Here is a 24,474-nt window from a genome sequence, read left to right as displayed (position 1 = left end):
CCGCTTTCTGCCACACTGAATATCGGCAGGTAAGCCTCTAAAATGTAGCCCATTTGCCTCATAATCTGCTCTTTACGCTGAAACCGTATCGCAGTACCCTTTCTTTCGATGCAGTTTTAGAACAAACATTGTTGATAGAGTGTCATTCCCCCTTTTTCAAGGGGCGTACAGGAGTAACAATCATGTCACCTGAATATCAGGTTAACGAAGAAAAACGTCCGATTAGCCGCCAGAATTTATTAGTTGAAGCCAATGACATCATTAAACATCACGATGATTACTTGCATGGCATGGTCGCTGATAGCGTAGAACAAAAAAACGGCGTATTGGTTTTTCGCGGTGAGTTTTTTCTCGATGCGAATGGCATTCCGACGTTAAAAAGCACCGCGGTATTTAACATGTTCAAACACCTTGCGCATGTTTTATCCGAAAAATATTATTTGGTCGATTAAATGCAACTGCCCGCAAACGGCGGGCAGTTGAACATATAAAAATAATTACAGCAGAGGCTTCGAACCACGCTGCCACCAGCGTAGCATCAGGCGTTCTGCGGTATCACCGGCGCTGCCCGTCAGGCGATCCAACAGACGTTTACGGCGCGTATAGCGCACGCTTAATACTTCATGGTTCGCCATTTCGGCAATGAGCAAATCGTCACTGGTGCCGATAGCATCTATCAATCCCAACGCTTTCGCCTGAGTGCCAAACCAGTGCTCGCCCGTCGCAACCGAATCAATATCCAACGATGGACGCATTTGCTGTACAAAGTCTTTAAACAGCGTGTGCGTCACATTCAGATCTTCGCGGAATTTCTCACGGCCTTGCTCAGTATTCTCACCAAACAGCGTCAGCGTGCGCTTGAATTCACCCGCGGTGTGTAACTCAACATCAATATCTTTATTTTTCAGCAAACGGTGGAAATTGGGGATTTGCGCGACGACGCCAATAGACCCCACAATAGCAAACGGAGCCGCGACAATACGATCGGCCACACAGGCCATCATATATCCGCCGCTGGCTGCGACTTTATCTACGGAGACCGTCAAGCGTACGCCACCTTGGCGCAGGCGCTGTAACTGCGACGCGGCCAGCCCATAGCCGTGTACCACACCGCCAGGGCTTTCCAGACGCAGCAACACTTCATCTTTCGGCTTCGCCACCGCGAGCACGGCAGAGATCTCTTCACGCAGAGAACTGACTTCGCCTGCATCCATACTGCCGTTGAAATCGAGAACGTACAGGCACGGTTTTACATTTTTCTCTTCGCCACGCTTAGCACGCTGTTTATCTTGCTTCGCAGTTTCTTTTTCTTTCTTTTTTTCTTGTTTAGATAACAACTTGCGTTCAGTGTCGCTCATACAGGCGGTCTGCATTTCACGCTGCATTTCCTTATATTGCTCGCCCAGATTCATGACCTGTAACTCACCTTTATGCGGGCGCTTACGCTGTGTCATTCCGAATGCCAAAACGACTAACGCCCCCATCGCCACCACAATGGTGAGCACCTTCGCCAGGAATAAACCGTACAGAGAAAGTAATTCCACAAACACCGTCCTCATTGACTGAGTATTAATTAATATTGGCTTACCAGCCAGCGATAGCGCTGACGCCACGCGCCATTCCCTTCCTATAACCTAACTGATGACACACAATATGGCGATGTTATTCCTGCGGTTTCTCTATCTATTGCCGATTTTTACAACAGTACAGGGACAAATAGAGGCAGTCTCATTGAAAACGTGCAACATTTGAGGCATAACACCCCCATTCACCCTGCCCGGATACGCCTTCATCTGACGTTCCGAGCGGCGCGACCCAGCCCATTTCGTAGCGCCGATAGGCGATGGCAGGTCTATTATCTGAAGCGTGGACGGCTCTACGCCACGGCAAGAGGAATTCATTGTGCATTACCAGCCTAAAACTGATTTACTGCAAAACCGCGTCATTCTGGTCACGGGTGCGGGCGACGGCATTGGCCGGGAAGCCGCGCTGACCTACGCCCGCTATGGTGCTCACGTCATCTTGTTGGGGCGCACGGAAAGTAAGCTACAGGCGGTTAAGCAGCAGATCGAACAGGAACACGGTACGACGGCACACGTCGTTGTCTGCGATATGTTGGCCTTATCCTCTGCACAGTGCTTTCAGTTGGTGGATGAGCTGGCACAGGTTGTACCGCACCTGGATGGCGTCCTCCATAGCGCCGGATTGCTTGGGGAAATCGTCCCTGTCGTACAACAAACACCTGAGATCTGGCATCAGGTTATGCAGGTCAACGTCAACGCAACCTTTATGCTGACGCAGGCGCTGCTGCCGCTGTTACTACAATCCCCTTGCGCCTCTCTGGTTTTCACCAGTTCCAGCGTCGGCCGCGAAGGTCGCGCCAATTGGGGAGCCTATTCCGTCTCCAAGTTCGCAACAGAAGGTCTGATGCAGGTGCTGGCCGATGAGTATCGTTCACACAATCTGCGGGTGAACTGTATTAATCCCGGCGGAACGCGTACAGGAATGCGTGCATCAGCCTTCCCCAACGAAGATCCGATGAAGCTGAAGACACCGACAGACATTATGCCACTGTATCTCTACCTGATGGGTGATGACAGTCGCCGCAAGACGGGAATGAGTTTTGACGCACAACCGGGCAGAAAAGCCGGTCCAGCCGAATAACAAGAGAAGAACATGAACGATGAACGCCACCAACAACGCCAGCAGCGACTGAAAGAAAAGGTCGATGCCCGCATTGCCGCCGCGAATGAAACGCGCGGTATCTTGATTGTTTTCACCGGCAATGGGAAAGGGAAAACGACAGCAGCGTTTGGCACCGTCACACGGGCGATTGGCCACGGATTGCGGGCGGGCGTGATTCAGTTTATTAAAGGTGAATGGCCAAACGGCGAAAAAAACCTATTGCAACAGCATGGCGTGGAATTTCAGGTCATGGCGACCGGTTTCACCTGGGAGACGCAGAATCGCCAGACGGATACTGAAGCAGCACAGAAGGTCTGGCAGGCGGGTAAACGCATGCTGGCCGATCCACAATTTGATCTCGTGGTATTGGATGAGCTGACGTATATGGTTAGCTATGATTATTTGGATTTAGGTGACATTGTCACGGCATTAAGGCAGCGCCCTGCTGGACAGACCGTTATTATTACTGGGCGAGGCTGCCACCGTGATTTGCTGGAACTGGCCGATACCGTGACGGAGATGCGCCCGGTAAAGCATGCGTTTGATAGCGGGATTCAGGCACAGCAAGGGATTGACTGGTAGTGAAACGAAAACGGGCAGCGAAGGCTGCCCGTGACGCGTATGGAGAAAAAGATTAGCCGTTGCGTTTCGGCTTTGGCGATGTGCGACGTGCCGGAGCACTGTTGATCTGGCTGTGACGTTTTACTGCACGGCGGATCTGGTTCGCTTTCACCCGACGGCGCTCACGCTCAACCGGCAGTTTCGATACGGTTTCTACCGGGAGTTGCACTAACTCACGCAGATAGTTCAGCTGTTCAAGCGGCATTTCTGCCCAGCCGCCACGAGGGATGCCTTTTGGCAAGGTAATATCGCCATAACGCACGCGAATCAAGCGACTAACCTGCACGCCAACCGCTTCCCACAGACGGCGAACTTCACGGTTACGTCCTTCGGTCAGCGTCACGTTATACCACTGATTCAGACCTTCACCGCCCTGATAGCGGATAGTGCGGAATGATGCAGGACCGTCTTCCAGCTGTACGCCTTTACTCAGTTGTTTGATCTTTTCGTCGTCAACAACACCGAAGACCCGCACGGCATATTCGCGCTCAACCTCACGGCTGGGGTGCATCAGGCGATTGGCCAGTTCCCCGTCGGTCGTGAACAGCAGCAGACCGGAGGTGTTCACATCCAAACGCCCTACGGCAACCCAACGGGAGCCCTGAATTTTCGGCAAACGGTCAAACACCGTTGGACGCCCATCAGGATCGTTGCGGGTGCACAGTTCGCCTTCTGGTTTGTAATACACCAGTACGCGACACACGGTTTCTTCGGTTTCCTTAACGGTAACCACATGACCATCAATGCGGATTTTGGTGGCTTTCGTCACTTCAACGCGATCGCCTAGTGTAGCAACCTTACCGTCAACGCTGACGCGTCCAGCCTGAATGATACCTTCAATTTCGCGGCGTGAGCCATGTCCGGCGCGCGCCAGAACTTTTTGTAACTTCTCGCTCATTGAGCAACCTCTAGTGTCGCCTTCCCAGGCGTCGGGGGGAGTCATAACAGCTGATAAAATTCAGCAAGTTACGTAAAAATCAGACCTAATATTCCACGCTGGCGCGATTATACCGATCTTCGCGCCATTTGTATTCTCATTGTTACCGCTTGTCGCAGCGCTTAGTTATAAGAACGGCGTAACATCACCGGTACCTTCACGGACGACGCGCGGCACGGATTCGGTCAAGTCGATAACCGTCGTCGGCTGTTGACCCAGGGAACCGCCGTGGATAATCAAATCCACCAATTTTCCTAATTCATCCTGAATTTCTTCTGGATCGGATTCGGCGAAATCATTTCCCGGCAACATCAGCGTTGTCGACATCAACGGTTCATTCAACGCGGCCAGTAAATCCAGAGCAATCGGATTAGACGGCACGCGCAGGCCAATGGTTTTGCGTTTTTCATTCATTAAGCGACGGGGCACCTCTTTTGTCGCTTTCAGAATAAACGTGTAATTACCCGGCGTATTATTTTTAATCAACCGAAAAGCCGAGTTATCAACATGCGCATATGTCGAGAGTTCGGACAAATCGCGACACATCAGCGTGAAGTTATGATCGCTACCCAGATCGCGAATCCGGCAGATACGTTCCAACGCGTTCTTTTCGCCCAGCATACAGCCCAACGCATAGCCGGAATCCGTTGGATAAACAATTACCCCGCCTTTGTGCAAAAACTCCACCGATTGGTTGATTAATCGTGGCTGCGGATTCTGTGGATGAATATAGAAAAACTGACTCATGACCCTACCTCGTGCGTCTGGCATTGCGCGGCGTTGCTCATCCCACACCGCGTCATAATGCAATAGGGTTATTATAGAACGTGTCGGAGGTAAAAGATTGTTATTTCATGAGATAGCGAGGCCATTACGAGGCAATGTCCCGCTAATTGGCCAATAATGGATGATGCCAAACCGGCTCGACATCGGCAGGCAGCCATAGCTTACGCCCCAGCTCAATCCAGGCGCAAGGCAGGTGGAAATCCGATCCTTGCGATGCCATCAGGTTGAAATCTCGCGCATAACGAGCAAGCTGTGTCCGTTCATCCGGCGCCTGTTGGCATTGCGCGACTTCCATTGCGATCCCGCCGCTTTCTGCAAACATGGCTAACAGACGCTTTAGCCATTTGGCTGTCAGATCGTAACGCCCAGGATGCGCCAACACCGACACACCGCCGGACAGATGAATTGCTTCGATCGCCTGTGGAATGGTGCACCACTGCGGCGGCACATAGCCGGTTTTGCCTTTCGCCAGATATTTTTTAAACACTTGATTCATATTCGCCGCGATACCCAACTCGATCAGATAACGCGCAAAATGCGCCCGTGTAATCTGCCCGCCGGTCGCCAGACGCTGTGCACCAGCCAGTGCATCGGGAATACGGGATTTCTCCAGCCGCACGGCAATCTGTTCCGCCCGACTCTGCCGGTTATCCGCCTGCTGTTGCAGCAATCCACTTAATGCAGGATGGGTAATATCCATCCCCAATCCGACAATATGGATCTCGTGATTTTCCCACAGCGTGGAGATCTCCACGCCGGGGATTAGCCTTAGCGGCAATCCCTGTTGTGCAATCGTATTCCGCGCTTCTTCGAGCCCGGCGGTCGTGTCGTGATCGGTAATAGCCAGCACGCTCACCCGCATGTCTACCGCTCGATTGACCAGTGCCGTCGGCGTTAACAAGCCATCAGACGCAGTAGTATGGCTATGCAAATCATAAAGAGGGAATGACGACATCGGTTGAGAATCTTCTGGCACAAGCCAACCTATTAACAAGAATCATACGAAGGCCGCATGATGCCATTAATAGAAAGAAAAGGGTAATGCCTGCCGCGACCCTGAGTAATAAAATAATCCTATTGAAGGTGTTGACATTTCACCCTCGAACCAGTTAACTAGTACGCAAGTTCAGCGCAGTAATCCGAACACGAACAGTGAGATGATGATAATGGCAACGCAGAAAATGATGAAACATGGTTGGTGGCGAGCTTCCCTATCGCGGGTGGACTAATCACGCATCGCTGTTATCACACATGCAGATATTCCCAGACCCGCTTAGCTAAGCGGGTTTTTTATTTGATGGGCACAACATTAAACGGGTAGCAAGAATGCAAACAACACAACCGAAACTGGAACTGCTGCGTACTGAGGCCGTTTACCGTAACGACCCTAGCGCCATCTTTCATCAACTCTGCGGTGCCAGACCTGCCACATTGCTGTTAGAGTCGGCTGAAATCGACAGCAAGGAAAATCTGAAAAGCCTGCTAATCATTGATAGCGCACTGCGCATCACCGCTCTCGGCCAGCAGGTTTCCATTCAGGCATTAACCGCAAACGGTGTCAGTCTGTTACCGCTCCTGGATGCCGCACTGCCTGCGGAAATTATCAATCAGCCGCGTCCGGATGGTCGTGAACTCACCTTTCCACTGGCTGATGCCATGCAGGATGAAGATTCCCGCCTGCGTTCGCTGTCCGTGTTTGATGCCCTACGCCAGATTCTGACGCTGGTTGCCTGCCCGGCAGACGAGCGTGAAGCCATGTTCCTTGGCGGCCTGTTCGCCTACGATCTCGTCGCTGGGTTTGAAGCATTGCCCGCACTGAGCCAGCAGCAACGTTGCCCAGATTTTTGCTTTTATCTGGCAGAAACCTTGCTGGTACTTGACCACCAAAAACGTGTCACCGCCCTGCAAGCTAGCCTGTTTACGCCAAGCCACAGCGAAAAGCAGCGTCTGCAACAACGTTTGCAACAACTGCAACGTCAGCTTACTCAACCCGCTCCCGCGCTGCCGTGCCAGTCTATCGAAAACATGACGCTGAGCTGCAACCAGAGCGATGAAGCCTTTGGTGACGTTGTCAGCCAGATGCAGGAAGCCATCCGCATCGGTGAAATTTTTCAGGTCGTGCCATCACGCCGTTTCTCTTTACCCTGCCCTTCACCGCTGGCCGCTTACCAAACGCTGAAAGATAACAATCCCAGCCCTTACATGTTTTATATGCAGGATCAGGATTTCACGCTGTTCGGTGCCTCACCGGAAAGTTCGCTGAAGTACGATGCCGACAGCCGCCAAATTGAAATCTATCCCATCGCAGGCACACGTCCGCGCGGTCGCCGTGCTGATGGTTCACTGGATCGCGATCTCGATAGTCGCATTGAACTGGAAATGCGTACCGACCATAAAGAACTGGCAGAACACCTGATGCTGGTAGATTTAGCTCGTAACGATCTGGCGCGCATCTGTCAGTCGGGTAGCCGTTATGTTGCTGACTTAACCAAGGTTGATCGTTATTCCTTTGTGATGCATCTGGTTTCCCGCGTGGTGGGAACATTACGTGAAGATCTCGATGTCCTGCACGCCTACCGCGCCTGCATGAATATGGGCACGCTGAGCGGCGCACCGAAAGTCAGGGCAATGCAGTTAATTGCAGAAAGTGAGAAAACCCGACGCGGCAGCTACGGCGGTGCGGTGGGCTACTTCACCGCTCATGGCGATCTGGATACCTGCATCGTCATTCGTTCCGCCTATGTCGAAGACGGCATTGCCACCGTTCAGGCGGGAGCAGGCGTGGTGCTAGATTCCAATCCTCAGGCCGAAGCCGATGAAACACGCAATAAAGCCCGCGCCGTGCTGCGAGCCATTGCCAGCGCGCACCATGCAAAGGAGATCTTCTAATGGCCGACATCCTGCTGCTCGATAATATCGATTCATTCACCTACAACCTGGTGGATCAACTGCGTGCCAGCGGCCATCAGGTCGTGATTTACCGTAACCACCTGCCTGCCGACGTTATCATTGCGCGGTTACAGCAGATGGAAAAGCCGATTCTGATGCTCTCTCCCGGCCCCGGCACCCCAGCCGAAGCGGGTTGTATGCCAGAACTGCTACAACGTCTGCGTGGTCAACTGCCGATTATCGGTATTTGCCTCGGCCATCAGGCCATCGTGGAAGCCTACGGCGGCCATGTCGGCCAAGCGGGTGAAATCCTGCATGGCAAAGCGTCTGCCATTGACCACGATGCCAGCGGCATGTTTAGCGGCTTACCGCACCCGCTGCCCGTTGCCCGCTACCACTCGCTGGTCGGCAGCAACATTCCCGCTACGTTGACCGTCAATGCGCACTTCAATGCGATGGTGATGGCCGTACGTAATGATGTGGATCGCGTTTGCGGTTTCCAATTCCACCCAGAGTCGATCCTGACCACACACGGCGCTCGACTGTTAGAACAAACGCTTGACTGGGCGCTAGCCTAACGAGGGATACGATTATGCAACTGTCTTCTGCGACTTTGGAACCGTCTACTGCTCAGGATGTATTTATCATGCAAAACATACTGGAAAAATTATACCGTGCGGAAAGCATCAGCCGTCAGGAAAGTCAGGCGTTGTTTAGCGCCATTATCCGCGGTGAACTGGAAGCTAGCCAACTGGCAGCCGCGTTGATTAGCATGAAAGTGCGCGGTGAACATCCCGATGAAATTGCTGGTGCCGCTACGGCATTGCTGGCCGATGCTCAGCCATTTCCTCGCCCCGACTATTTATTTGCCGATATCGTCGGCACCGGCGGTGACGGCACAAACAGCATCAACATCTCAACCGCCAGTGCATTTGTTGCCGCCAGCTGTGGTCTGAAAATCGCCAAGCACGGTAACCGCAGCGTTTCCAGCCGTTCTGGTTCATCCGATTTGCTCTCCGCTTTCGACATTAAGCTGGATATGAGCGCACAGGATTCACGCCAGGCGCTGGACGATTTGGGCGTGTGTTTCCTGTTTGCCCCGCAATATCACCTGGGTTTCCGCCATGCTATGCCAGTACGCCAGCAGCTAAAAACCCGCACCGTTTTCAACGTGCTGGGGCCGCTGGTTAACCCGGCTCGCCCGCCACTGGCGCTGATTGGCGTGTATAGCCCAGAATTGGTTCGCCCTATCGCTGAAACGCTGAAGGTACTGGGCTACCAACGTGCCGCTGTTGTACACGGCGGCGGAATGGATGAAGTCGCGATTCATGCGCCGACACAGGTTGCCGAGCTCAATAACGGCGAGATCGAAACCTACGAACTGACACATCGCGACTTCGGTCTGGAATCGTATCCGCTGTCGGCATTACAAGGCGGAACGCCGGAAGAAAATCGTGACATTCTCGCGTCGCTGCTACAAGGTAAAGGTGAACGCGCCCACGCCGCTGCGGTTGCCGCCAACGTTGCGTTGCTTCTGAGACTGTTCGGACACGAAGATCTGCGCCAGAATGCGCAACAGGCACTTGACGTCATTCATAGTGTACAGGCTTATCAGCGCGTTGTCGCCCTGTCCACCAGAGGATAATAGAACCATGCAGGAAACCGTATTACATAAAATTGTGCGTGATAAAGCACTCTGGGTTGCAGAACGTGAGAAAGCACAACCGCTGGCCTCTTTTCAACATGAGATAGTCCCCAGCCAGCGCGACTTTTATCAGGCGCTGAAACAGGATAAACCCGCTTTTATTCTGGAATGCAAAAAGGCGTCGCCGTCAAAAGGATTAATTCGCGACGATTTTGACCCGGTGGCGATTGCCCAGGTCTATAAAGATTATGCGTCCGCCATTTCCGTTTTAACCGACGAGAAATATTTTCAGGGCGACTTTGCCTTTCTGCCGCAGGTTAGTGCGGCGGTACACCAGCCCGTGTTGTGCAAAGACTTCATTATTTCGCCCTACCAGATTTATCTGGCGCGCTACTATCAGGCCGATGCCATTCTGCTGATGCTGTCCGTGTTGGACGACGAGCAGTATCAGCAACTGGCTGAGGTGGCGCACAGTCTGAAGCTAGGCGTGCTGACGGAAGTCAGTAATGAAGAAGAGCTACAGCGTGCCATTCAGCTCGACGCGCGCGTCGTCGGGATCAACAACCGCGACCTCCGTGATCTCTCTATTGATCTCAACCGTACCCGATCGTTCGCTCCGCGTCTGCCTGCTGGCGTCACCGTGATCAGTGAATCCGGTATCAACCGCCATGCGCAGATTCGTGAACTCAGCACCTTTGCTCAGGGATTCTTGATCGGCAGCTCGCTGATGTCCGAGCCAGACCTGACCGGTGCAGTACGCCGCGTTATTTTGGGAGAAAACAAGGTCTGCGGCCTAACACGTGCCGCAGATGCACTGGCTGCCTATCAAGCGGGTGCGCTCTACGGCGGGTTAATCTTCGTCGCCAGTTCCCCACGCTATGTTGACGCCAAACAAGCCACTGACGTTATGGCCGGAGCTCCACTGCGCTATGTCGGTGTTTTCCGCAATGCGCCCGTTGAACACATCGTTGCTATCACGACGCAGTTGGGGTTATCGGCCGTCCAACTGCACGGCGATGAAGATCAACAGACAATCAACCAGCTACGACAGCAATTGCCTGCGGCTTGCCAGATTTGGAAAGCGCTGAGCATCTCAGACGTGCTGCCAGAGCGCAATTTCAGCCACGTCGATCGCTATGTGTTTGATAACGCTCAGGGCGGTAGCGGTAAAACCTTTAATTGGTCGCTGCTGGCGAATCAGTCATTGGATAACGTGCTGTTGGCCGGTGGCCTGAATAGCGATAACTGCGCACTGGCGGCACAGCAAGGTTGCGCAGGACTGGATTTCAATTCCGGGGTAGAAAGCGAACCGGGAAAAAAAGACTCACATAAAATTGCTACGGTTTTTGCGACGTTACGTCAACCGCAGCACTAAAACAGACGGGAAAATTATGACATTACTCAACCCTTACTTCGGTGAATTCGGCGGACAATTTGTTCCGCAAATCCTCATCCCAGCGTTACGCCAGTTGGAAGAGGCTTTCGTCAGTGCGCAGAAAGATCCTGAATTTCAGGCCGAATTTACCGATCTGCTGAAAAACTATGCAGGTCGCCCAACCGCGTTAACCTTGTGTAAAAACCTGACCGCTGGGACGAAAACGAAGTTGTATCTGAAGCGTGAAGATCTGCTGCATGGCGGCGCGCATAAAACGAATCAGGTACTTGGACAAGCATTGTTGGCTAAGCGCATGGGCAAAAGCGAAATCATCGCTGAAACCGGCGCGGGCCAACACGGCGTCGCAACGGCGCTGGCTTGCGCCCTGCTGGGCCTGAAATGCCGCGTTTATATGGGGGCAAAAGACGTCGAGCGCCAGTCGCCGAACGTCTTCCGCATGCGCCTGATGGGTGCCGACGTGATTCCGGTTCATAGCGGTTCTTCCACGCTGAAAGATGCCTGTAACGAAGCGCTGCGTGACTGGTCCGGTAGCTATGAAACGGCACACTACCTGTTGGGAACAGCAGCAGGCCCGCACCCTTACCCAACTATCGTGCGCGAGTTTCAACGCATGATTGGCGAAGAGACCAAAGCGCAGATTCTGGAAAAAGAAGGTCGCTTGCCAGATGCGGTACTAGCCTGCGTCGGTGGTGGCTCTAACGCGATTGGGATGTTCGCTGATTTTATCGACGATACCAGCGTGCGACTGATCGGCATTGAACCTGGCGGTTTAGGCATTGAATCTGGGCAGCACGGTGCACCGTTAAAACATGGCCGCGTTGGTATCTATTTCGGCATGAAGTCTCCGATGATGCAAACGTCTGACGGGCAAATTGAAGAGTCCTACTCTATTTCTGCCGGACTGGATTTTCCATCCGTAGGCCCACAGCACGCCTACCTGAACAGCATCGGCCGTGCCGACTATGTCTCGATTACCGATGATGAGGCATTAGAGGCTTTCAAAGCGCTCTGCCGTGGTGAAGGGATTATTCCCGCACTGGAGTCATCCCACGCGCTGGCACACGCCTTGAAGATGATCAAAGCGGAACCTGAAAAAGAGCAACTGCTGGTGGTCAATTTGTCCGGCCGTGGTGATAAAGACATCTTTACCGTGCACGATATTTTGAAAGATCGGGGAGAAATCTAATGGAGCGCTACCAACAGCTATTTGCACGCCTGTCAGAGAAAAAAGAAGGCGCGTTCGTCCCGTTTGTCACGCTGGGCGATCCATCCCCTGAGCAGTCACTAAAAATTATCGATACGCTGATTGCCGCGGGTGCCGACGCGTTGGAACTGGGCGTGCCCTTTTCTGACCCGCTGGCTGATGGCCCAACCATTCAGGCAGCCAATCTGCGCGCTTTTGCCGCGGGCGTCACGCCAGAGCAATGTTTCGAGATGCTGGCGACCATACGTCAGAAATACCCGGAAATTCCGATTGGCCTGCTGATGTATGCCAATCTGGTTTTCAGCAACGGTATCGATGCATTTTATCAGCGTTGTGCCGAAGTTGGCGTCGACTCGGTTTTAGTGGCGGATGTCCCAGTGGTGGAATCAGCCCCTTTCCGTACGGCAGCGCTACGACACGGTATTGCCCCTATCTTCATTTGCCCACCTAATGCTGATGATGAACTGTTGCGCGAGATCGCCTCTTATAGCCGTGGCTATACCTATCTGGTTTCACGCGCAGGCGTGACCGGAGCAGAAAAGCGCGCCCAACTACCGCTGAATCATCTGATTGCCAAACTGAATGAGTACCATGCCGCCCCACCACTGCAAGGATTTGGCATCTCCGATCCAGCTCAAGTGTGGGAAACATTAGCGTCAGGCGCGGCGGGCGCCATTTCTGGTTCTGCGATCGTGCGGATTATCGAAAAAAATCTGAACCAGCCCAGTCTACTGCTGTCAGAATTACACACTTTTGTGAGTGAAATGAAAGCGGCTACGCATTCATAACGCTTTTCAGGCGCGCGATATGTATTTAGCGCAAGTCATGTCGCGCGCGAATAGTATTTCAAATTATTTCTTATTTAATTAACGGAAAGTACATTCAAGAATTATTTAATTTCCAAATTTCAATAATTGTAAGAAATTTTTTCAAACTGAAATAATTATTTAATTCCTCATCAAATAAATAAATTAATTCCCCATTATTTTTTAATCCGCATAAATCCCACGAATAATCCACGAAGAAAATCACAGAATTGAGATCATTTAAAATTTTCTCTTTTTAAAGATCTTGTTCACATTACTGCGAGATAAAATAAATAGAATGAAATCGCTGAACAAAAGTGGCAGCGCGTTTTTAAATAATAATTCTCTTTGACTTGGGATAATAAAATGAAAGCTAAAATATTGACGATGGTGGTAACTTCCTTAATCAGTTTAAGCTCTATGGCTGTGACCATTGACTATCGCCATGAAATGAAAGATACGGCAAAGAACGATCATAAAGATCGCCTGCTGATGTCCCACCGTTTTGACAACGGTTTTGGCCTGTCAATGGAAGCCAAATGGGGACAATCTGACAACGATAAGACGCCAAATAAACCCTATAACGAGACGGTTAGCACCGGTACTGAAGTGACCGCGAGCTATCAGTACAAGTTCAACAAAACCTTTGGGGTTGAAACTGGTTTGAATATGGTTTCGTCTTCAAAAGACAATAACTATCGTCCTTATGTCAAAGGTACCGCTAACATTACCGATTCACTGTACTACGGTCTGCGCTACCGTGCATCTTACCTGCGTAAAAGTGACAGCATCGGCACTACAGCCCCTTCCGATATGAAAGGCTACACCATCACCAGTACACTGGGTTACAAACTGCCAGCGAATTTTGTCATTGAATACGAATTTGAATACGACAAGAAAACTAAAGCCGGTTCTGTTGGCTACCTCGCTGACAACGAGAACCATGACATGACCCACGATGTGAAATTGGCTTACAAATTCGACAAAAACTGGACACCTTACGTTCAAGTCGGTAACGTTTCTGGTAGCAAATTCACTGACGAGCGTCAAACTCGCTACCGCGTTGGTGTACAATACAATTTCTAATGGCTAACACCATCTAGATAATTGCTGTAATAAAATAGCGTTATTTTTATTGGTTTGTTATTTCCTGTCTCTAAAAACGGCGACGTTATTTACGTCGCCGTTTTTTACATCAAATTAAATTAACAATCAGAAGCGGTAGCCCACGCCAAACATAAAGGCCCATGGATCAAGTTTAGTATGGATATTTTGCTGATCGTTACCGGCTTTAAATTTCACATCGGTATCAATATCCATCCACCATACGGACATATTGACTAACCAATTCTTGTCCAGGTTGTAATCCAACCCTGCCTGCGCGGCAATGCCCCAGGAATTTTTCAGGCTAAGATCGCTCAACCCAGCATTTGTCCCTGTGCTATTAAATTTTTCATCAAAGAACATCGTATAGTTCAAACCAACGCCCAAATAGGGACGTAATTTATCTTGCGCATCACCAAAATAGTATTGTGCTACCAGTGACGGTGGCAGATGCTTAACTTCCGCAATCGTCCCCGTACCCGATGTGCCAACTTTGTGTTTGAACGGCGTTGCGGCGAGCAATTCAACACCAATATTGTCCGTCACCATGTAGCTAAAAGTCAGACCCAGTTGAGTATTGTTGCTAACCTGAAACTCCCCCAGCCCCAGCACGTTGTCCGAGCTTTCAGCAGGACGCACAGTAGCCGTTCCCGCCCGAACAATGAAATCCCCCGCTTGATGAGCCTGCGCAAATGCAGGCATGAGCGCCGCTGCCAACAATAAGAAAGATGTTTTTTTCATTACCCACTCCATTTATAGGGTTTAAATTTCGGGCAAAATATACCCCTAAGTGGGTATTATTGTTTTAAGCCAGATCACATCCTTTAAAGGTTTTACGCCCAAATTGAATTGAATCATTTATCACTAACCAATTAAAATCCATGTAATTGATCCAGATCAAAAACGGTGCGACAAATAAATTGCGTCATTGATGATGAGGAAAATAACAATGAGCAACCCTGTCACATTGATCCTCAACGAAGGGAAAAACAGCATTGCATCGCTAACGGGGTGCCACAGCGCGAATTAACAGGTTACAATCGCGAGTTAAGTTCTTTCTGTCGATTTATCTTTTTCAAGGAGCCTGCATGCCTATCACGGCTAACACGTTGTACCGTGACACAATGAATTTTACCCGTAACCAGTTCATCAGCATCTTAATGATGTCACTGCTGACGGCATTCATTACTGTCATACTGAATCATGCGCTATCGCCTTCTGTAGACGAGTTACGGATTCTGAGCGGTTCCAGCAGCGATCTGTCCTCTTCTGTCGAATCTGGCTTAATGGACTTGATTCAGCAGATGACGCCGGAACAACAAACCGTGTTGCTGAAAATGTCGGCGGCAGGCACCTTTGCTGCGTTAGTAGGTAATGTGCTGCTGACGGGCGGGGTTCTGATGCTGATCCAACTGGTTTCTGACGGACACCGCACCAGCGCGCTGCGCGCCATTGGCGCATCCGCACCTTTTTTATTCCGCCTGCTTTTCCTGATTCTGCTGTGCACGTTGCTCATCCAGCTTGGTATGATGCTGCTGATCATCCCTGGCGTGTTGCTGGCTATTGCGCTGAGCCTGTCACCAGTGATTGTGGTAACGGAAAAAAGTGGGATTTTCAACGCGATTAAAGCAAGTACTAAGCTGGCCTATGGCAACTTACGTGCTACTGCGCCCGCCATCGTGATGTGGCTGCTGGCTAAAATCGTTATTTTGCTGGTCGTGTCAAAGTTACCCATTTCCTCACCCACAGTACTCGGCGTGGTTCTGAACGGCTTGAGCAACTTAATCTCTGCCATCTTGCTCATTTATCTGTTCCGCCTTTATATGTTGCTACGCGCTTAATTACCGTTCCCAGCCTGTGCCACTCCGCGGGTGGCACAGGCTTCGCAGTCCCTTGGCCATTACCGATCCAATCGTAATTTTCTGCAAATTATTACAATATCGCGGGAATGGTGATCCACAATAAAGGATAATGGCTTGCGCTATCGGGTAACTCTTGCGGGTTATGATTACGACACAGTTGAGTGATGGATTGACATAATGAAGCAACTTCTTGATTTTATACCGTTGGTCGTTTTTTTTGCGGCCTATAAACTTTATGACATCTATATCGCATCGGGTGCGCTGATTGCGGCAACGGCGCTGTCACTCGCAGTCACCTGGGTGATATACCGTAAAATAGAGAAAATGACGCTGGTCACCTTTGCGATGGTCGTCGTTTTTGGTTCACTAACGCTAGTGTTCCATAATGATCTGTTTATTAAGTGGAAAGTGACCATCATCTACGCCTTGTTTGCCATTGCTCTGCTGGTTAGCCAGTTTGTCATGAAACAGACACTGATCCAGAAGATGCTGGGTAAAGAGTTGACCTTACCGCAGCCTGTCTGGGGGAAACTGAATTTTGCCTGGGCCATGTTCTTTCTGGTGTGCGGATTAGTTAACATTTATGTTGCTTTCTGGCTACCGCAAAGCGTTTGGGTAAATTTCAAAGTCTTTGGGCTAACCGGTGTAACGCTACTATTTACGCTGGTTTGTGGCGTTTATATTTATCGCCACTTACCTAACGACCAAGCGAAATCAGAAGAAGAAAAAAGCGAGCAACAGTAATCGCTAAACCGAGGCATACGCAATGAGCACACAAAACGTGTTACCACAGGGTGAACTGGTTCTCCGTACGCTAGCAATGCCAGCCGATACCAATGCGAACGGGGATATTTTTGGCGGCTGGTTAATGTCGCAAATGGACATCGGCGGCGCCATTTTAGCGAAGGAAATCGCCGAAGGGCGTGTCGTTACTGTACGGGTTGATGGGATGTCATTCCTAAAACCGGTTGCCGTCGGCGATGTGGTTTGCTGCTATGCGCGTTGCTTACGCACAGGCCGTAGTTCTATCAACGTTAACATTGAAGTATGGGTAAAGAAAGTCTCGTCTGAGCCGATTGGTCAGCGCTATCGGGCCACCGAAGCGTTATTTACCTACGTCGCCGTCGATGAAGAAGGCCATCCACGTGAGCTGCCAGCGGGTAAGAGCAACTTCACACCAAGCGAGTAACACAAGACTGAACGCTTGCTGCATCAACACGATGCTGCCAGCCCTGATTCATTGACGCTATATCGAACTCACGAAAACGGGGCATCGCCAATCAAAGACGATGCCCCGTTTCTTTTTATGTATTGCCACGTATTATTCGACCGCTGCCCCACCGTCAATTTTAAACACGATGGTCACAACCAGATCTTTACCCGGCTTACTTGCTTCGTAACGCCATTTTCGCATCGCCTGTTTGATGTCGCGCTCGAACATATTGCGCGGTTCAGCAGAAAGTACCCGAACGTTGTCAACGCGCCCAGACTCATCCACATCAAACTGCATTTTCACGCGCCCTTCTACGCGTAAAGAAAACGCACGGGCTGGATACTGTGGCTGCGCGCGGCTCAGCGGACGCGGCCCACTCGACTGTGAGCTTGCTGCCGGAGCGGGTGCTTGCTTCACTGGTGCATTATTGACATTGCGCGTCGGCTCTTCGCTGGTAAACGGCGAAGGCGGCTGTTTTTCAACAGTCGGTTCACGTTTAACGGGTTTCGGCTGCTCAACCTTCTTCACGGGCTTAGGCTTAGGCTCCGGTTGCGGCTTGGGCTTTGGTTCGGGTAACGGTATAGCTACCGGCGGTGGCACTGGCTCCGGCTCTGGAATAGGTTCCGGCTCTGGTTCTGGCTGTTTCACTGGTTCGGGTTCCGGGGCAGATTTTGCAGCCGGTGCCGCTTCGTAGGCCGCAGGGTTTACCATCACTACACTGATAGGTTTAGACTCTTGCGGTAATTCGATTGAATTATTAAACGAAGCGTACAGCAAACCTGCAATCAGTGAACCGTGGAAACCAACTGAAAGTATAAATGGCCATGAGTAACGACGAGTCAAAAAAAATTTTTTTTGCGGCATAGTCTGTCTTTATCCTCTTATGCCGCCCAAGTTTAAATGCAAATAGCAATCATATTCAATAACAACCCATGGAATTGTAAAAAAAACAGAAATCGTGGGGGGATTACTCTGGTAAATCAACCTATTGTCCTCGAACAACATCACGTATGATGGTAGAAACACGTTTCTCTTACCCGATAGTGTTTGGTCGTTGGGAAACCTTACCCGGAATCCCGAACGCGAGAATTTACCTTCCTACCCGTGAGGCCACTATGCTCTATGTCATTTATGCCGAAGATAATGTTGATTCCCTAGCGAAACGTCTGTCAGTCAGACCAGACCATCTTGCCCGTTTACAGGTATTACGCGATCAGGGTCGGCTGATTACTGCTGGCCCGTTACCTGCTATCGACAGCGACGATCCCGGTCAGGCTGGTTTTAGCGGTTCTGTCATTATCGCCGAATTCGCATCGCTGGATGACGCTACGGCATGGGCCAATGCTGACCCTTACATCACAGCCGATGTCTACAAACACGTCAGTGTGAAACCATTTAAAAAAGTGTTTTAAGGGATCCGTTGATATAGGTCATGATCGGAGAAAAAATCATGGCCTCTTACCGCTTCACCAAAAGCTGAAATATTTTAGTCATTTAACCGTGATAATTTGACCGCTATTCCACTATAGAGAGTCAACAATCATGTTAATGCCTGCGATTTTGCGAAACGGAATTGCTACTATCCGCCGCCGTCATCGCCTAAGTATTCTCGCCGGATTGTTATTGATCATTGGGCTATTTTCTTTACTACAGTTGGTTTCTATTGGCGTCATTTCTCAAACGATGACTCAGGTTAGACAGGATATTTCCGCGAACGAGAGCCTTCGCCAGCAACAAGCGGTAATGGATAAAGCACGGATGGAAGTGATGAATGCCAGCGACAAACTCAACCGCGCGGGTATTTATTTGTTGGTAGACAAGGAAACAGGCTCTGAAGGCAGCTGGCATAGCCTGATGGATGAAGCAGAAGTCTCTCTAAAACAGGCGCAAGCGCACTACCAGTTACTGGAAACAGCCACGACGGATGAAGCAGACACACCCGCCTTTGTCGATTTGAAAAAAAGTTACAACCAGCTTTATTCCGGGCTTGTCGAGCTGGCCGAGGGAATAAAAGCCACCAATCAGATCGATATTTTCTTTGCTGTCCCAGTTCAGGCCTACCAAAGTGATTTTACCCAAAAGTATTCACATTATCTGCAAGATACCGATGCCCTGCAAAAGCAGCACGGCCAACAATTCTTATCCTCTCTCGATCGCGCGAAAACCATTTTTATCACGGTTTTGGGGCTCTTATTGGCGATCGCCATTGCGGTGTGGGTAGGCGTTAATCGGGTCATTATTCGTCCATTGACACAAATCATTACCCATTTAAAACGGATCGCTGCTGGCGACCTTTCTCATACGGTCAACACAGAAACCCTCGGTACACGCGAAGTAGAACAGCTCAATATCAACGTCATTCAAATGCAGGAAGGTCTGGTTACCTTGGTCAATCAAGTTCGTCAGGGTGTTGACCACATGGTGACACAGGTTGATCGCGTCGCTGCGGATAACCAACAGCTTTCCGAACAGGCAAACCGCCAATCCCGCGAGCTTAAAGCCACGACTGAACACGTTATTCAGCTCAGCCAGCATCTGGAACAAAATACCCTGCATACCCAACAGGCCAATTTGCATGCGGAAGACACCAGCAAAATTGCCACACAGGGTGAAACGATGATGAATGACGTCAAAGCAGCGATGTCAGATATCGCAGGCAGAACGCGAGAAATGACGGAAGCGATTGGGATGATTGAAAACGTCGCATTCCAGACGCACATTTTGTCTTTGAACGCCGCGATTGAAGCCGCACGGGCTGGGGCAATGGGGCGCGGGTTCGCCGTTGTCGCGCGAGAAGTCGGCACACTGGCTTCGCAAAGCAGTCACTCTGCACAGAATATTAATGTGCTCATCCGTGATTCAGACAACAGCGTAACCGCAGGAACGCGGCTGGTAAATAAGCTGAATGACAGCCTACATAACATCATTCAAACGGCAAAAGGAACCGGCACATTTCTGAGTGAAATCTCGGAAATATCGCACCAACAAAATGAAAGCATTCATGAAGTGACTGCCCGACTTAGCACGCTGAACGATACGGTAAGAGAGAATGCGGGTCAGGTTGAAGCCTCCGCGCGCACGTTCACTTCACTGTTGGAGCAAACGGAACGTCTCAGTGCCTCGGTATCATTGTTTATCCTTCCCTCAATAGAAGCTGAGGTTAATCAGATGATTGACCAGGGAGAAATCGCGCAACGCATTCCAATAATGAGATGAGCCGATGATGGAATAGCTCAATGGCATTGATAAAAAATAGCGACCATACTTCGGGCCGCTATTTTCCACACTACCTTACCACTCGTAGGCTACCGCATAGAGTAATGCCCGCCGTTGGTGCTTCTGCTGCAAATAACGAGCAGAGCGAATATGGCGGTAAGTGCGTGATTGCGCTTCCAACCAACGACCTCTTCTACGCTGGACCTGACGTAACATCCGCCAACGGCCCACTTCATTCCGACTGCGTTTCATGATGCGACTCTTGTTAATCCACTCGCGTGAGCATTATAACCCCCTACTGCGTGGCGGCAAGAAAAGGAAAAATCCGTCGGGAACGAATTTGACCAGCCAACGGACATGTGGCTTGAAGTATGACGAGGATATTCAGAGGAAAGGCATTTCCCCTTTTATAAATCTATGCGTACACTCTGTTAATTCTTTGCAGAAGGGAACTGTGCTGCTTTTATGTCGACATTTTATACCGTAATAAGTTGGTTACTGGTTTTTGGCTACTGGTTGCTGATCGCGGGTGTGACCTTGCGTATTCTGATGAAACGCCGGGCTGTGCCTTCGGCGATGGCTTGGCTACTGGTGATTTATATTCTGCCACTTGTCGGTATTGTCGCTTACCTTTCGTTTGGCGAACTCCACCTCGGCAAACGTCGGGCTGAACGTGCCAGTAAAATGTGGCCATCAACGGCTAAATGGCTACGCGAATTAAAGGAATATCGCCGTATTTTCTCGACGGAAAACAGTGAAGTCGCCAGCGCGCTATTCCAGCTTTGTGAACGTCGACAAGGCGTGGGTGGCGTCAAAGGCAACCAGTTGCAGTTGATGACCACATTTGATGACACCATTAAAGCGCTATTACGCGATATTGAACTCGCACGTAACAACATCGAGATGGTGTTCTATATCTGGCAACCCGGTGGTCTGGTCGAGCAAATTACGTCTTCCCTAATTGCAGCGGCACGACGCGGAGTACATTGCCGTATTCTGCTGGACTCGGCTGGCAGCGTTCAATTTTTCCGCCAGCACCATCCCGAACTCATGCGCACCGCCGGAATAGAAGTGGTCGAAGCCCTGAAAGTAAATCTATTTCGTGCTTTCCTGCGCCGCATGGATTTGCGACAACACCGTAAAATTATCCTGATCGACAACCGGATTGCCTATACCGGCAGCATGAATATGGTCGATCCTCGCTTCTTCAAGCAGGATGCAGGCGTTGGGCAATGGATTGATCTGATGGCGCGTATTGAAGGTCCGGTGGCGACCACGTTGGGAATTATTTACTGCTGTGACTGGGAAATGGAAACGGGAAAACGTCTGCTTCCGCCGCCGCCAGATGTTAACGTCATGCCGTTTGAACAAGAGAGTGGCCACACGATTCAAGTTATTGCTTCCGGTCCCGGTTACCCAGAAGAGATGATTCATCAGGCGCTGCTGACATCCGTGTACTCGGCACGTAAGCAGTTGATCATGACAACCCCCTACTTCGTACCCAGCGACGATCTACTACACGCCATCTGTACTGCCGCCCAGCGCGGGGTCGATGTCAGTATTATTGTTCCACACAAGAACGACTCTGTGCTGGTCGGCTGGGCCAGCCGTGCGTTCTTCACAGAATTGCTGGCCGCAGGCGTAAAAATTTATCAATTCAAGGACGGACTGCTGCACACCAAAAGCGTGCTGGTCGACGGGCAGCTTAGCCTGGTTGGCACAGTGAATCTCGATATGCGCAGCCTGTGGCTGAATTTTGAAATTACGCTGGTGATCGACGATGCCGGGTTCGGCAGTGATTTAGCCTGCGTACAGGAAGATTATATTGCCCGCTCACGGCTGTTAAACGCCGCACAGTGGCAAAACCGCCCTTACTGGCAACGCATCGTCGAGCGACTGTTCTACTTTTTCAGCCCCCTTCTATAAAAAGAATGTTGGTCACTTCAGCATGGATTTAGGTGAAACACGGTGATGAGGTTCCCGCAGGGATGCCTCACACCGTGGTAACCCCGGTATCTCGATTCTTAGACGATCGGCATTCCTGCTATAAATACGCGTTTTCCCATGTTCTAATAAGGCTATTGGGAATCAACAGGAACGACGTTATGGATTTGAATAATCGCCTGACCGAAGACGAAGCATTGGAACAGGCCTACGACATTTTCTTAGAACTGGCTGCTGACAATCTCGATCCGGCAGATATTTTGCTTTTCAACCTGCAATTCGAAGAGCGCGGCGGTGCTGAATTATTCGACCCCGCTGAAGACTGGGCCGAGCACGTTGATTTCGACCTGAATCCTGATTTCTTTGCCGAAGTCGTGATTGGGCTGGCCGAACAAGACGGGGAAGAAATTACTGATATTTTTGCCCGCGTGCTAATTTGCCGGGAAAAAGACCACAAACTTTGCCATATTCTGTGGAAAGAATGAGTTATTCTCGCTTAAACGCAAGGCGTCTCCCACAGGAGACGCCTTCAGATTGATGACAAAGTCCTGGCCGTGAAGCCAGGATTTTGATCTAATAAGGTTAGTGCAAAAAACGGACTGACCGCCATGCTCAGAGAACTCTCCCCGCAGCAGTACCAGTTTGAAACCATCACCCTCGACGAACTTGTCCCAGAAGACCATCTGGTCCGTAAAATCGATGCTGCCATCAATTTTGAATTTATCCGCGATGCCGTTTCCCACCTCTATTGCCCCGATAACGGCAGGCCTGCTATCGACCCCGTTCGCCTGATTAAAATGATGCGGTTGGGCTACCTCTTCGGTGTCCCCTCTGAACGCCGTCTGGTCAAGGAAATCCAGGTCAATGTCGCTTACCGCTGGTTCCTGCGCATGGGCTTGACCGAGAAGGTCCCGGACGCCTCTACCCTTAGCCAGAACCGTATCCGTCGATTTAACGGCAGCGATGTCTTCCAGCAGATTTTTGACCATATCGTGTTACAGGCCCTGAGTCAGGGTATGGCAAACGGTCGTGTGCTCTACACCGACAGCACCCACCTGAAAGCCGATGCCAACCCGCGCAAAGCCGTGAATGAACTGCGCCCTGAAGGGGTCAGTGAATACTTCACGCAACTGAATGACGCGGTGGAGGCCGACAGGAAACAACGCGAAAAAAAGCCGCTGCCCGCCGCAAGAAAAGCAACCCAAAACGACGCCGTTAAAAACACCAAAGTGAGCACCACCGACCCGGAAAGCGGCTTTATGCACCGGGACAACAAGCCGAAAGGCTTCTTCTATCTGGACCACCGCACAGTAGACGGAAAGCATGGCATCATCATGGATACCCATGTGACACCAGGCAATGTGCACGACAGCCAGCCCTTTATCGGGCGACTCGAGCGGCAGGTAGAACGCTTCGGTCTGGAGCCGGTGGCGGTGGGCGTGGACGCGGGTTACTTCACGGCGGCGGTGTGCCAGCTCACTCAGGAGATGGGTATCGCGTTGGTTCCGGGCTATCGCCGGCCACACAAGGGTCAGAACGCGTTCCAGAAGAAGCACTTCAGGTACGATGAGGAGCGCGATGTGTATGTGTGCCCGGCAGAGGAGTTACTGAACTACAGCACGACAGACCGTAACGGCTATCAACATTACCGTTCAGACCCGACAGTGTGCCAACGGTGTGAGCAGAGACAGCAGTGTACGCAGAACAGCAAAGCGCAGAAAACGCTAACCCGGCACGTCTGGGAAGCATCGAAAGAGGAAGCCAACAGGTTACGGCTGACGAAATGGGGCAAAAAGATATACGCCCGGCGTAAAGAAACGGTGGAGAGAAGCTTCGCGGATGCGAAACAGCACCATGGTCATCGATATGCCCGGTTCCGTGGACTGTCGAAAGTACAGATGCAGTGCCTGCTTGCGGCCACAGCGCAAAATATGAAGAAGATGGCGCTGCTGGCGCTTCTTTATTGTCTTTATGTGTGGCTGAAAAGGTCTTGTGAAGGTCAATACGCCGCCTTGGGCAAGCAGAAAGCTCAAATGACGAGGTTGTGGAAAAATATCGCGATCGCGACCTGCGGTCGCTAAAAAAGAAGAACCCCACCTGAAAAAGTGGGGTTAGTCAGCAGTCTGAAGGCGTCTCCCACAGGAGACGCCTTTTTTACATCGGTAA

At 50.8% G+C, this 24,474-nt stretch carries 23 protein-coding genes, 1 pseudogene and 1 other annotated feature; of the genes and pseudogenes, 17 read left to right on the top strand and 7 right to left on the bottom strand.

Features of this window, described 5'->3' with window-relative positions:
• Positions 1-182 precede the first annotated feature (182 nt).
• Complete coding sequence (locus tag AACH44_RS10230) at positions 183-452, top strand: YciN family protein (protein WP_107170395.1); 270 nt, start codon at positions 183-185, stop codon at positions 450-452.
• Positions 453-497: 45 nt separating this feature from the next.
• Here the strand turns inward: AACH44_RS10230 and sohB are convergent, their stop codons facing one another.
• Positions 498-1,544, bottom strand: a complete 1,047-nt coding sequence (sohB, locus tag AACH44_RS10225) for a protease SohB (protein WP_338659585.1) — start codon at positions 1,542-1,544, stop codon at positions 498-500.
• A 358-nt stretch (positions 1,545-1,902) separates the two neighbouring features.
• On the opposite strand from sohB, the gene AACH44_RS10220 reads away from it, so the two are divergent.
• Positions 1,903-2,664 carry a YciK family oxidoreductase gene (locus tag AACH44_RS10220; RefSeq protein WP_261849819.1) on the top strand — a complete coding sequence of 254 codons (762 nt, stop codon included), beginning with the start codon at positions 1,903-1,905 and terminating at the stop codon, positions 2,662-2,664.
• 12 nt (positions 2,665-2,676) lie between these two features.
• Positions 2,677-3,267: a cob(I)yrinic acid a,c-diamide adenosyltransferase gene (gene cobO, locus AACH44_RS10215; RefSeq protein WP_261849818.1), complete on the top strand. Its 591-nt coding sequence runs from the start codon at positions 2,677-2,679 to the stop codon at positions 3,265-3,267.
• Between the two features lie 52 nt (positions 3,268-3,319).
• Here cobO and rluB read toward each other — a convergent pair whose 3' ends face one another.
• From rluB to rnm, 3 genes are all read right to left on the bottom strand, one after another.
• Positions 3,320-4,204 (bottom strand): 23S rRNA pseudouridine(2605) synthase RluB, encoded by an 885-nt coding sequence (gene rluB / locus AACH44_RS10210; RefSeq protein ID WP_261849817.1) that lies wholly within the window; start codon positions 4,202-4,204, stop codon positions 3,320-3,322.
• Positions 4,205-4,369: 165 nt separating this feature from the next.
• Positions 4,370-4,990, bottom strand: coding sequence for an L-threonylcarbamoyladenylate synthase (locus AACH44_RS10205; protein WP_338659584.1), 621 nt, complete (start codon positions 4,988-4,990; stop codon positions 4,370-4,372).
• Positions 4,991-5,132: 142 nt separating this feature from the next.
• Positions 5,133-6,005 carry an RNase RNM gene (gene rnm, locus AACH44_RS10200; RefSeq protein ID WP_338659583.1) on the bottom strand — a complete coding sequence of 291 codons (873 nt, stop codon included), beginning with the start codon at positions 6,003-6,005 and terminating at the stop codon, positions 5,133-5,135.
• A gap of 214 nt (positions 6,006-6,219) precedes the next feature.
• Positions 6,220-6,324, top strand: a sequence feature (Trp leader region).
• Positions 6,325-6,355: 31 nt separating this feature from the next.
• On the opposite strand from rnm, the gene AACH44_RS10195 reads away from it, so the two are divergent.
• The 6 genes and pseudogenes from AACH44_RS10195 (at position 6,356) to AACH44_RS10170 (ending at position 14,055) form a co-directional block, all read left to right on the top strand.
• Positions 6,356-7,918 (top strand): anthranilate synthase component 1, encoded by a 1,563-nt coding sequence (locus AACH44_RS10195; RefSeq protein WP_261849815.1) that lies wholly within the window; start codon positions 6,356-6,358, stop codon positions 7,916-7,918.
• Positions 7,918-9,563: pseudogene (gene trpD / locus AACH44_RS10190) on the top strand (bifunctional anthranilate synthase glutamate amidotransferase component TrpG/anthranilate phosphoribosyltransferase TrpD). Before AACH44_RS10195 ends, trpD begins: the two are co-directional and overlap by 1 nt.
• Before the next feature lie 7 nt (positions 9,564-9,570).
• The gene (trpCF, locus tag AACH44_RS10185; RefSeq protein ID WP_261849814.1) at positions 9,571-10,938 is read left to right on the top strand and encodes a bifunctional indole-3-glycerol-phosphate synthase TrpC/phosphoribosylanthranilate isomerase TrpF; all 1,368 of its coding nucleotides are present in this window, start codon (positions 9,571-9,573) and stop codon (positions 10,936-10,938) included.
• A 13-nt stretch (positions 10,939-10,951) separates the two neighbouring features.
• Positions 10,952-12,145 (top strand): tryptophan synthase subunit beta, encoded by a 1,194-nt coding sequence (gene trpB, locus AACH44_RS10180; protein WP_261849825.1) that lies wholly within the window; start codon positions 10,952-10,954, stop codon positions 12,143-12,145.
• Positions 12,145-12,951 (top strand): tryptophan synthase subunit alpha, encoded by an 807-nt coding sequence (trpA, locus tag AACH44_RS10175; RefSeq protein WP_261849813.1) that lies wholly within the window; start codon positions 12,145-12,147, stop codon positions 12,949-12,951. Before trpB ends, trpA begins: the two co-directional genes overlap by 1 nt.
• 384 nt (positions 12,952-13,335) lie before the next feature.
• Complete coding sequence (locus AACH44_RS10170; RefSeq protein ID WP_261849812.1) at positions 13,336-14,055, top strand: oligogalacturonate-specific porin KdgM family protein; 720 nt, start codon at positions 13,336-13,338, stop codon at positions 14,053-14,055.
• A 126-nt stretch (positions 14,056-14,181) separates the two neighbouring features.
• Here the strand turns inward: AACH44_RS10170 and ompW are convergent, their stop codons facing one another.
• On the bottom strand, positions 14,182-14,814 hold the full coding sequence (ompW, locus tag AACH44_RS10165; protein WP_261849811.1) for an outer membrane protein OmpW: 633 nt from the start codon (positions 14,812-14,814) through the stop codon (positions 14,182-14,184).
• Between the two features lie 347 nt (positions 14,815-15,161).
• Between ompW and AACH44_RS10160 the strand changes: the two genes are divergently transcribed.
• From AACH44_RS10160 to yciA, 3 genes are all read left to right on the top strand, one after another.
• Positions 15,162-15,914, top strand: a complete 753-nt coding sequence (locus AACH44_RS10160) for a YciC family protein (protein WP_261849810.1) — start codon at positions 15,162-15,164, stop codon at positions 15,912-15,914.
• Between the two features lie 198 nt (positions 15,915-16,112).
• Positions 16,113-16,679 (top strand): septation protein A, encoded by a 567-nt coding sequence (locus AACH44_RS10155; protein ID WP_261849809.1) that lies wholly within the window; start codon positions 16,113-16,115, stop codon positions 16,677-16,679.
• A gap of 22 nt (positions 16,680-16,701) precedes the next feature.
• Complete coding sequence (gene yciA / locus AACH44_RS10150) at positions 16,702-17,124, top strand: acyl-CoA thioester hydrolase YciA (RefSeq protein ID WP_261849808.1); 423 nt, start codon at positions 16,702-16,704, stop codon at positions 17,122-17,124.
• Between the two features lie 132 nt (positions 17,125-17,256).
• On the opposite strand, the gene tonB is transcribed toward yciA, so the two are convergent.
• Positions 17,257-18,012 (bottom strand): TonB system transport protein TonB, encoded by a 756-nt coding sequence (tonB, locus tag AACH44_RS10145; protein WP_261849807.1) that lies wholly within the window; start codon positions 18,010-18,012, stop codon positions 17,257-17,259.
• Between the two features lie 251 nt (positions 18,013-18,263).
• Here tonB and AACH44_RS10140 point away from each other — a divergent pair, with 251 nt between their 5' ends.
• Both AACH44_RS10140 and AACH44_RS10135 read left to right on the top strand, forming a co-directional pair.
• Positions 18,264-18,560, top strand: coding sequence for a YciI family protein (locus AACH44_RS10140; RefSeq protein ID WP_338659609.1), 297 nt, complete (start codon positions 18,264-18,266; stop codon positions 18,558-18,560).
• Positions 18,561-18,690: 130 nt separating this feature from the next.
• Positions 18,691-20,364 carry a Tar ligand binding domain-containing protein gene (locus AACH44_RS10135; RefSeq protein ID WP_261849778.1) on the top strand — a complete coding sequence of 558 codons (1,674 nt, stop codon included), beginning with the start codon at positions 18,691-18,693 and terminating at the stop codon, positions 20,362-20,364.
• Positions 20,365-20,439: 75 nt separating this feature from the next.
• Here AACH44_RS10135 and AACH44_RS10130 read toward each other — a convergent pair whose 3' ends face one another.
• The gene (locus tag AACH44_RS10130) at positions 20,440-20,616 is read right to left on the bottom strand and encodes a YciY family protein (protein WP_133169874.1); all 177 of its coding nucleotides are present in this window, start codon (positions 20,614-20,616) and stop codon (positions 20,440-20,442) included.
• A 213-nt stretch (positions 20,617-20,829) separates the two neighbouring features.
• Between AACH44_RS10130 and cls the strand changes: the two genes are divergently transcribed.
• The 3 genes from cls (at position 20,830) to AACH44_RS10115 (ending at position 24,389) form a co-directional block, all read left to right on the top strand.
• On the top strand, positions 20,830-22,290 hold the full coding sequence (gene cls, locus AACH44_RS10125; protein WP_261849777.1) for a cardiolipin synthase: 1,461 nt from the start codon (positions 20,830-20,832) through the stop codon (positions 22,288-22,290).
• 179 nt (positions 22,291-22,469) lie between these two features.
• Positions 22,470-22,793, top strand: coding sequence for an HI1450 family dsDNA-mimic protein (locus AACH44_RS10120; RefSeq protein ID WP_005968702.1), 324 nt, complete (start codon positions 22,470-22,472; stop codon positions 22,791-22,793).
• Between the two features lie 123 nt (positions 22,794-22,916).
• Positions 22,917-24,389, top strand: a complete 1,473-nt coding sequence (locus tag AACH44_RS10115) for an IS1182 family transposase (RefSeq protein WP_338659582.1) — start codon at positions 22,917-22,919, stop codon at positions 24,387-24,389.
• Positions 24,390-24,474: the final 85 nt, after the last annotated feature.

Source organism: Pectobacterium araliae, from assembly GCF_037076465.1.
GTDB classification, from domain to species: Bacteria; Pseudomonadota; Gammaproteobacteria; order Enterobacterales; family Enterobacteriaceae; genus Pectobacterium; species Pectobacterium araliae.
Note: the sequence above shows the minus strand (reverse complement) of the source record. Positions and strands in the feature narration are given on the sequence as shown.

Bases quoted from the DNA above. Each gene is read 5' to 3' on its own strand.
- AACH44_RS10230 (WP_107170395.1), top strand. From the start codon at position 183: ATGTCACCTGAATATCAGGTTAACGAAGAAAAACGTCCGATTAGCCGC.
- cobO (WP_261849818.1), top strand. From the start codon at position 2,677: ATGAACGATGAACGCCACCAACAACGCCAGCAGCGACTGAAAGAAAAG.
- rluB (WP_261849817.1), bottom strand. From the start codon at position 4,204: ATGAGCGAGAAGTTACAAAAAGTTCTGGCGCGCGCCGGACATGGCTCA.
- AACH44_RS10205 (WP_338659584.1), bottom strand. From the start codon at position 4,990: ATGAGTCAGTTTTTCTATATTCATCCACAGAATCCGCAGCCACGATTA.
- AACH44_RS10195 (WP_261849815.1), top strand. From the start codon at position 6,356: ATGCAAACAACACAACCGAAACTGGAACTGCTGCGTACTGAGGCCGTT.
- trpCF (WP_261849814.1), top strand. From the start codon at position 9,571: ATGCAGGAAACCGTATTACATAAAATTGTGCGTGATAAAGCACTCTGG.
- trpA (WP_261849813.1), top strand. From the start codon at position 12,145: ATGGAGCGCTACCAACAGCTATTTGCACGCCTGTCAGAGAAAAAAGAA.
- AACH44_RS10170 (WP_261849812.1), top strand. From the start codon at position 13,336: ATGAAAGCTAAAATATTGACGATGGTGGTAACTTCCTTAATCAGTTTA.
- ompW (WP_261849811.1), bottom strand. From the start codon at position 14,814: ATGAAAAAAACATCTTTCTTATTGTTGGCAGCGGCGCTCATGCCTGCA.
- AACH44_RS10160 (WP_261849810.1), top strand. From the start codon at position 15,162: ATGCCTATCACGGCTAACACGTTGTACCGTGACACAATGAATTTTACC.
- AACH44_RS10155 (WP_261849809.1), top strand. From the start codon at position 16,113: ATGAAGCAACTTCTTGATTTTATACCGTTGGTCGTTTTTTTTGCGGCC.
- yciA (WP_261849808.1), top strand. From the start codon at position 16,702: ATGAGCACACAAAACGTGTTACCACAGGGTGAACTGGTTCTCCGTACG.
- tonB (WP_261849807.1), bottom strand. From the start codon at position 18,012: ATGCCGCAAAAAAAATTTTTTTTGACTCGTCGTTACTCATGGCCATTT.
- AACH44_RS10140 (WP_338659609.1), top strand. From the start codon at position 18,264: ATGCTCTATGTCATTTATGCCGAAGATAATGTTGATTCCCTAGCGAAA.
- AACH44_RS10135 (WP_261849778.1), top strand. From the start codon at position 18,691: ATGTTAATGCCTGCGATTTTGCGAAACGGAATTGCTACTATCCGCCGC.
- AACH44_RS10130 (WP_133169874.1), bottom strand. From the start codon at position 20,616: ATGAAACGCAGTCGGAATGAAGTGGGCCGTTGGCGGATGTTACGTCAG.
- cls (WP_261849777.1), top strand. From the start codon at position 20,830: ATGTCGACATTTTATACCGTAATAAGTTGGTTACTGGTTTTTGGCTAC.
- AACH44_RS10120 (WP_005968702.1), top strand. From the start codon at position 22,470: ATGGATTTGAATAATCGCCTGACCGAAGACGAAGCATTGGAACAGGCC.
- AACH44_RS10115 (WP_338659582.1), top strand. From the start codon at position 22,917: ATGCTCAGAGAACTCTCCCCGCAGCAGTACCAGTTTGAAACCATCACC.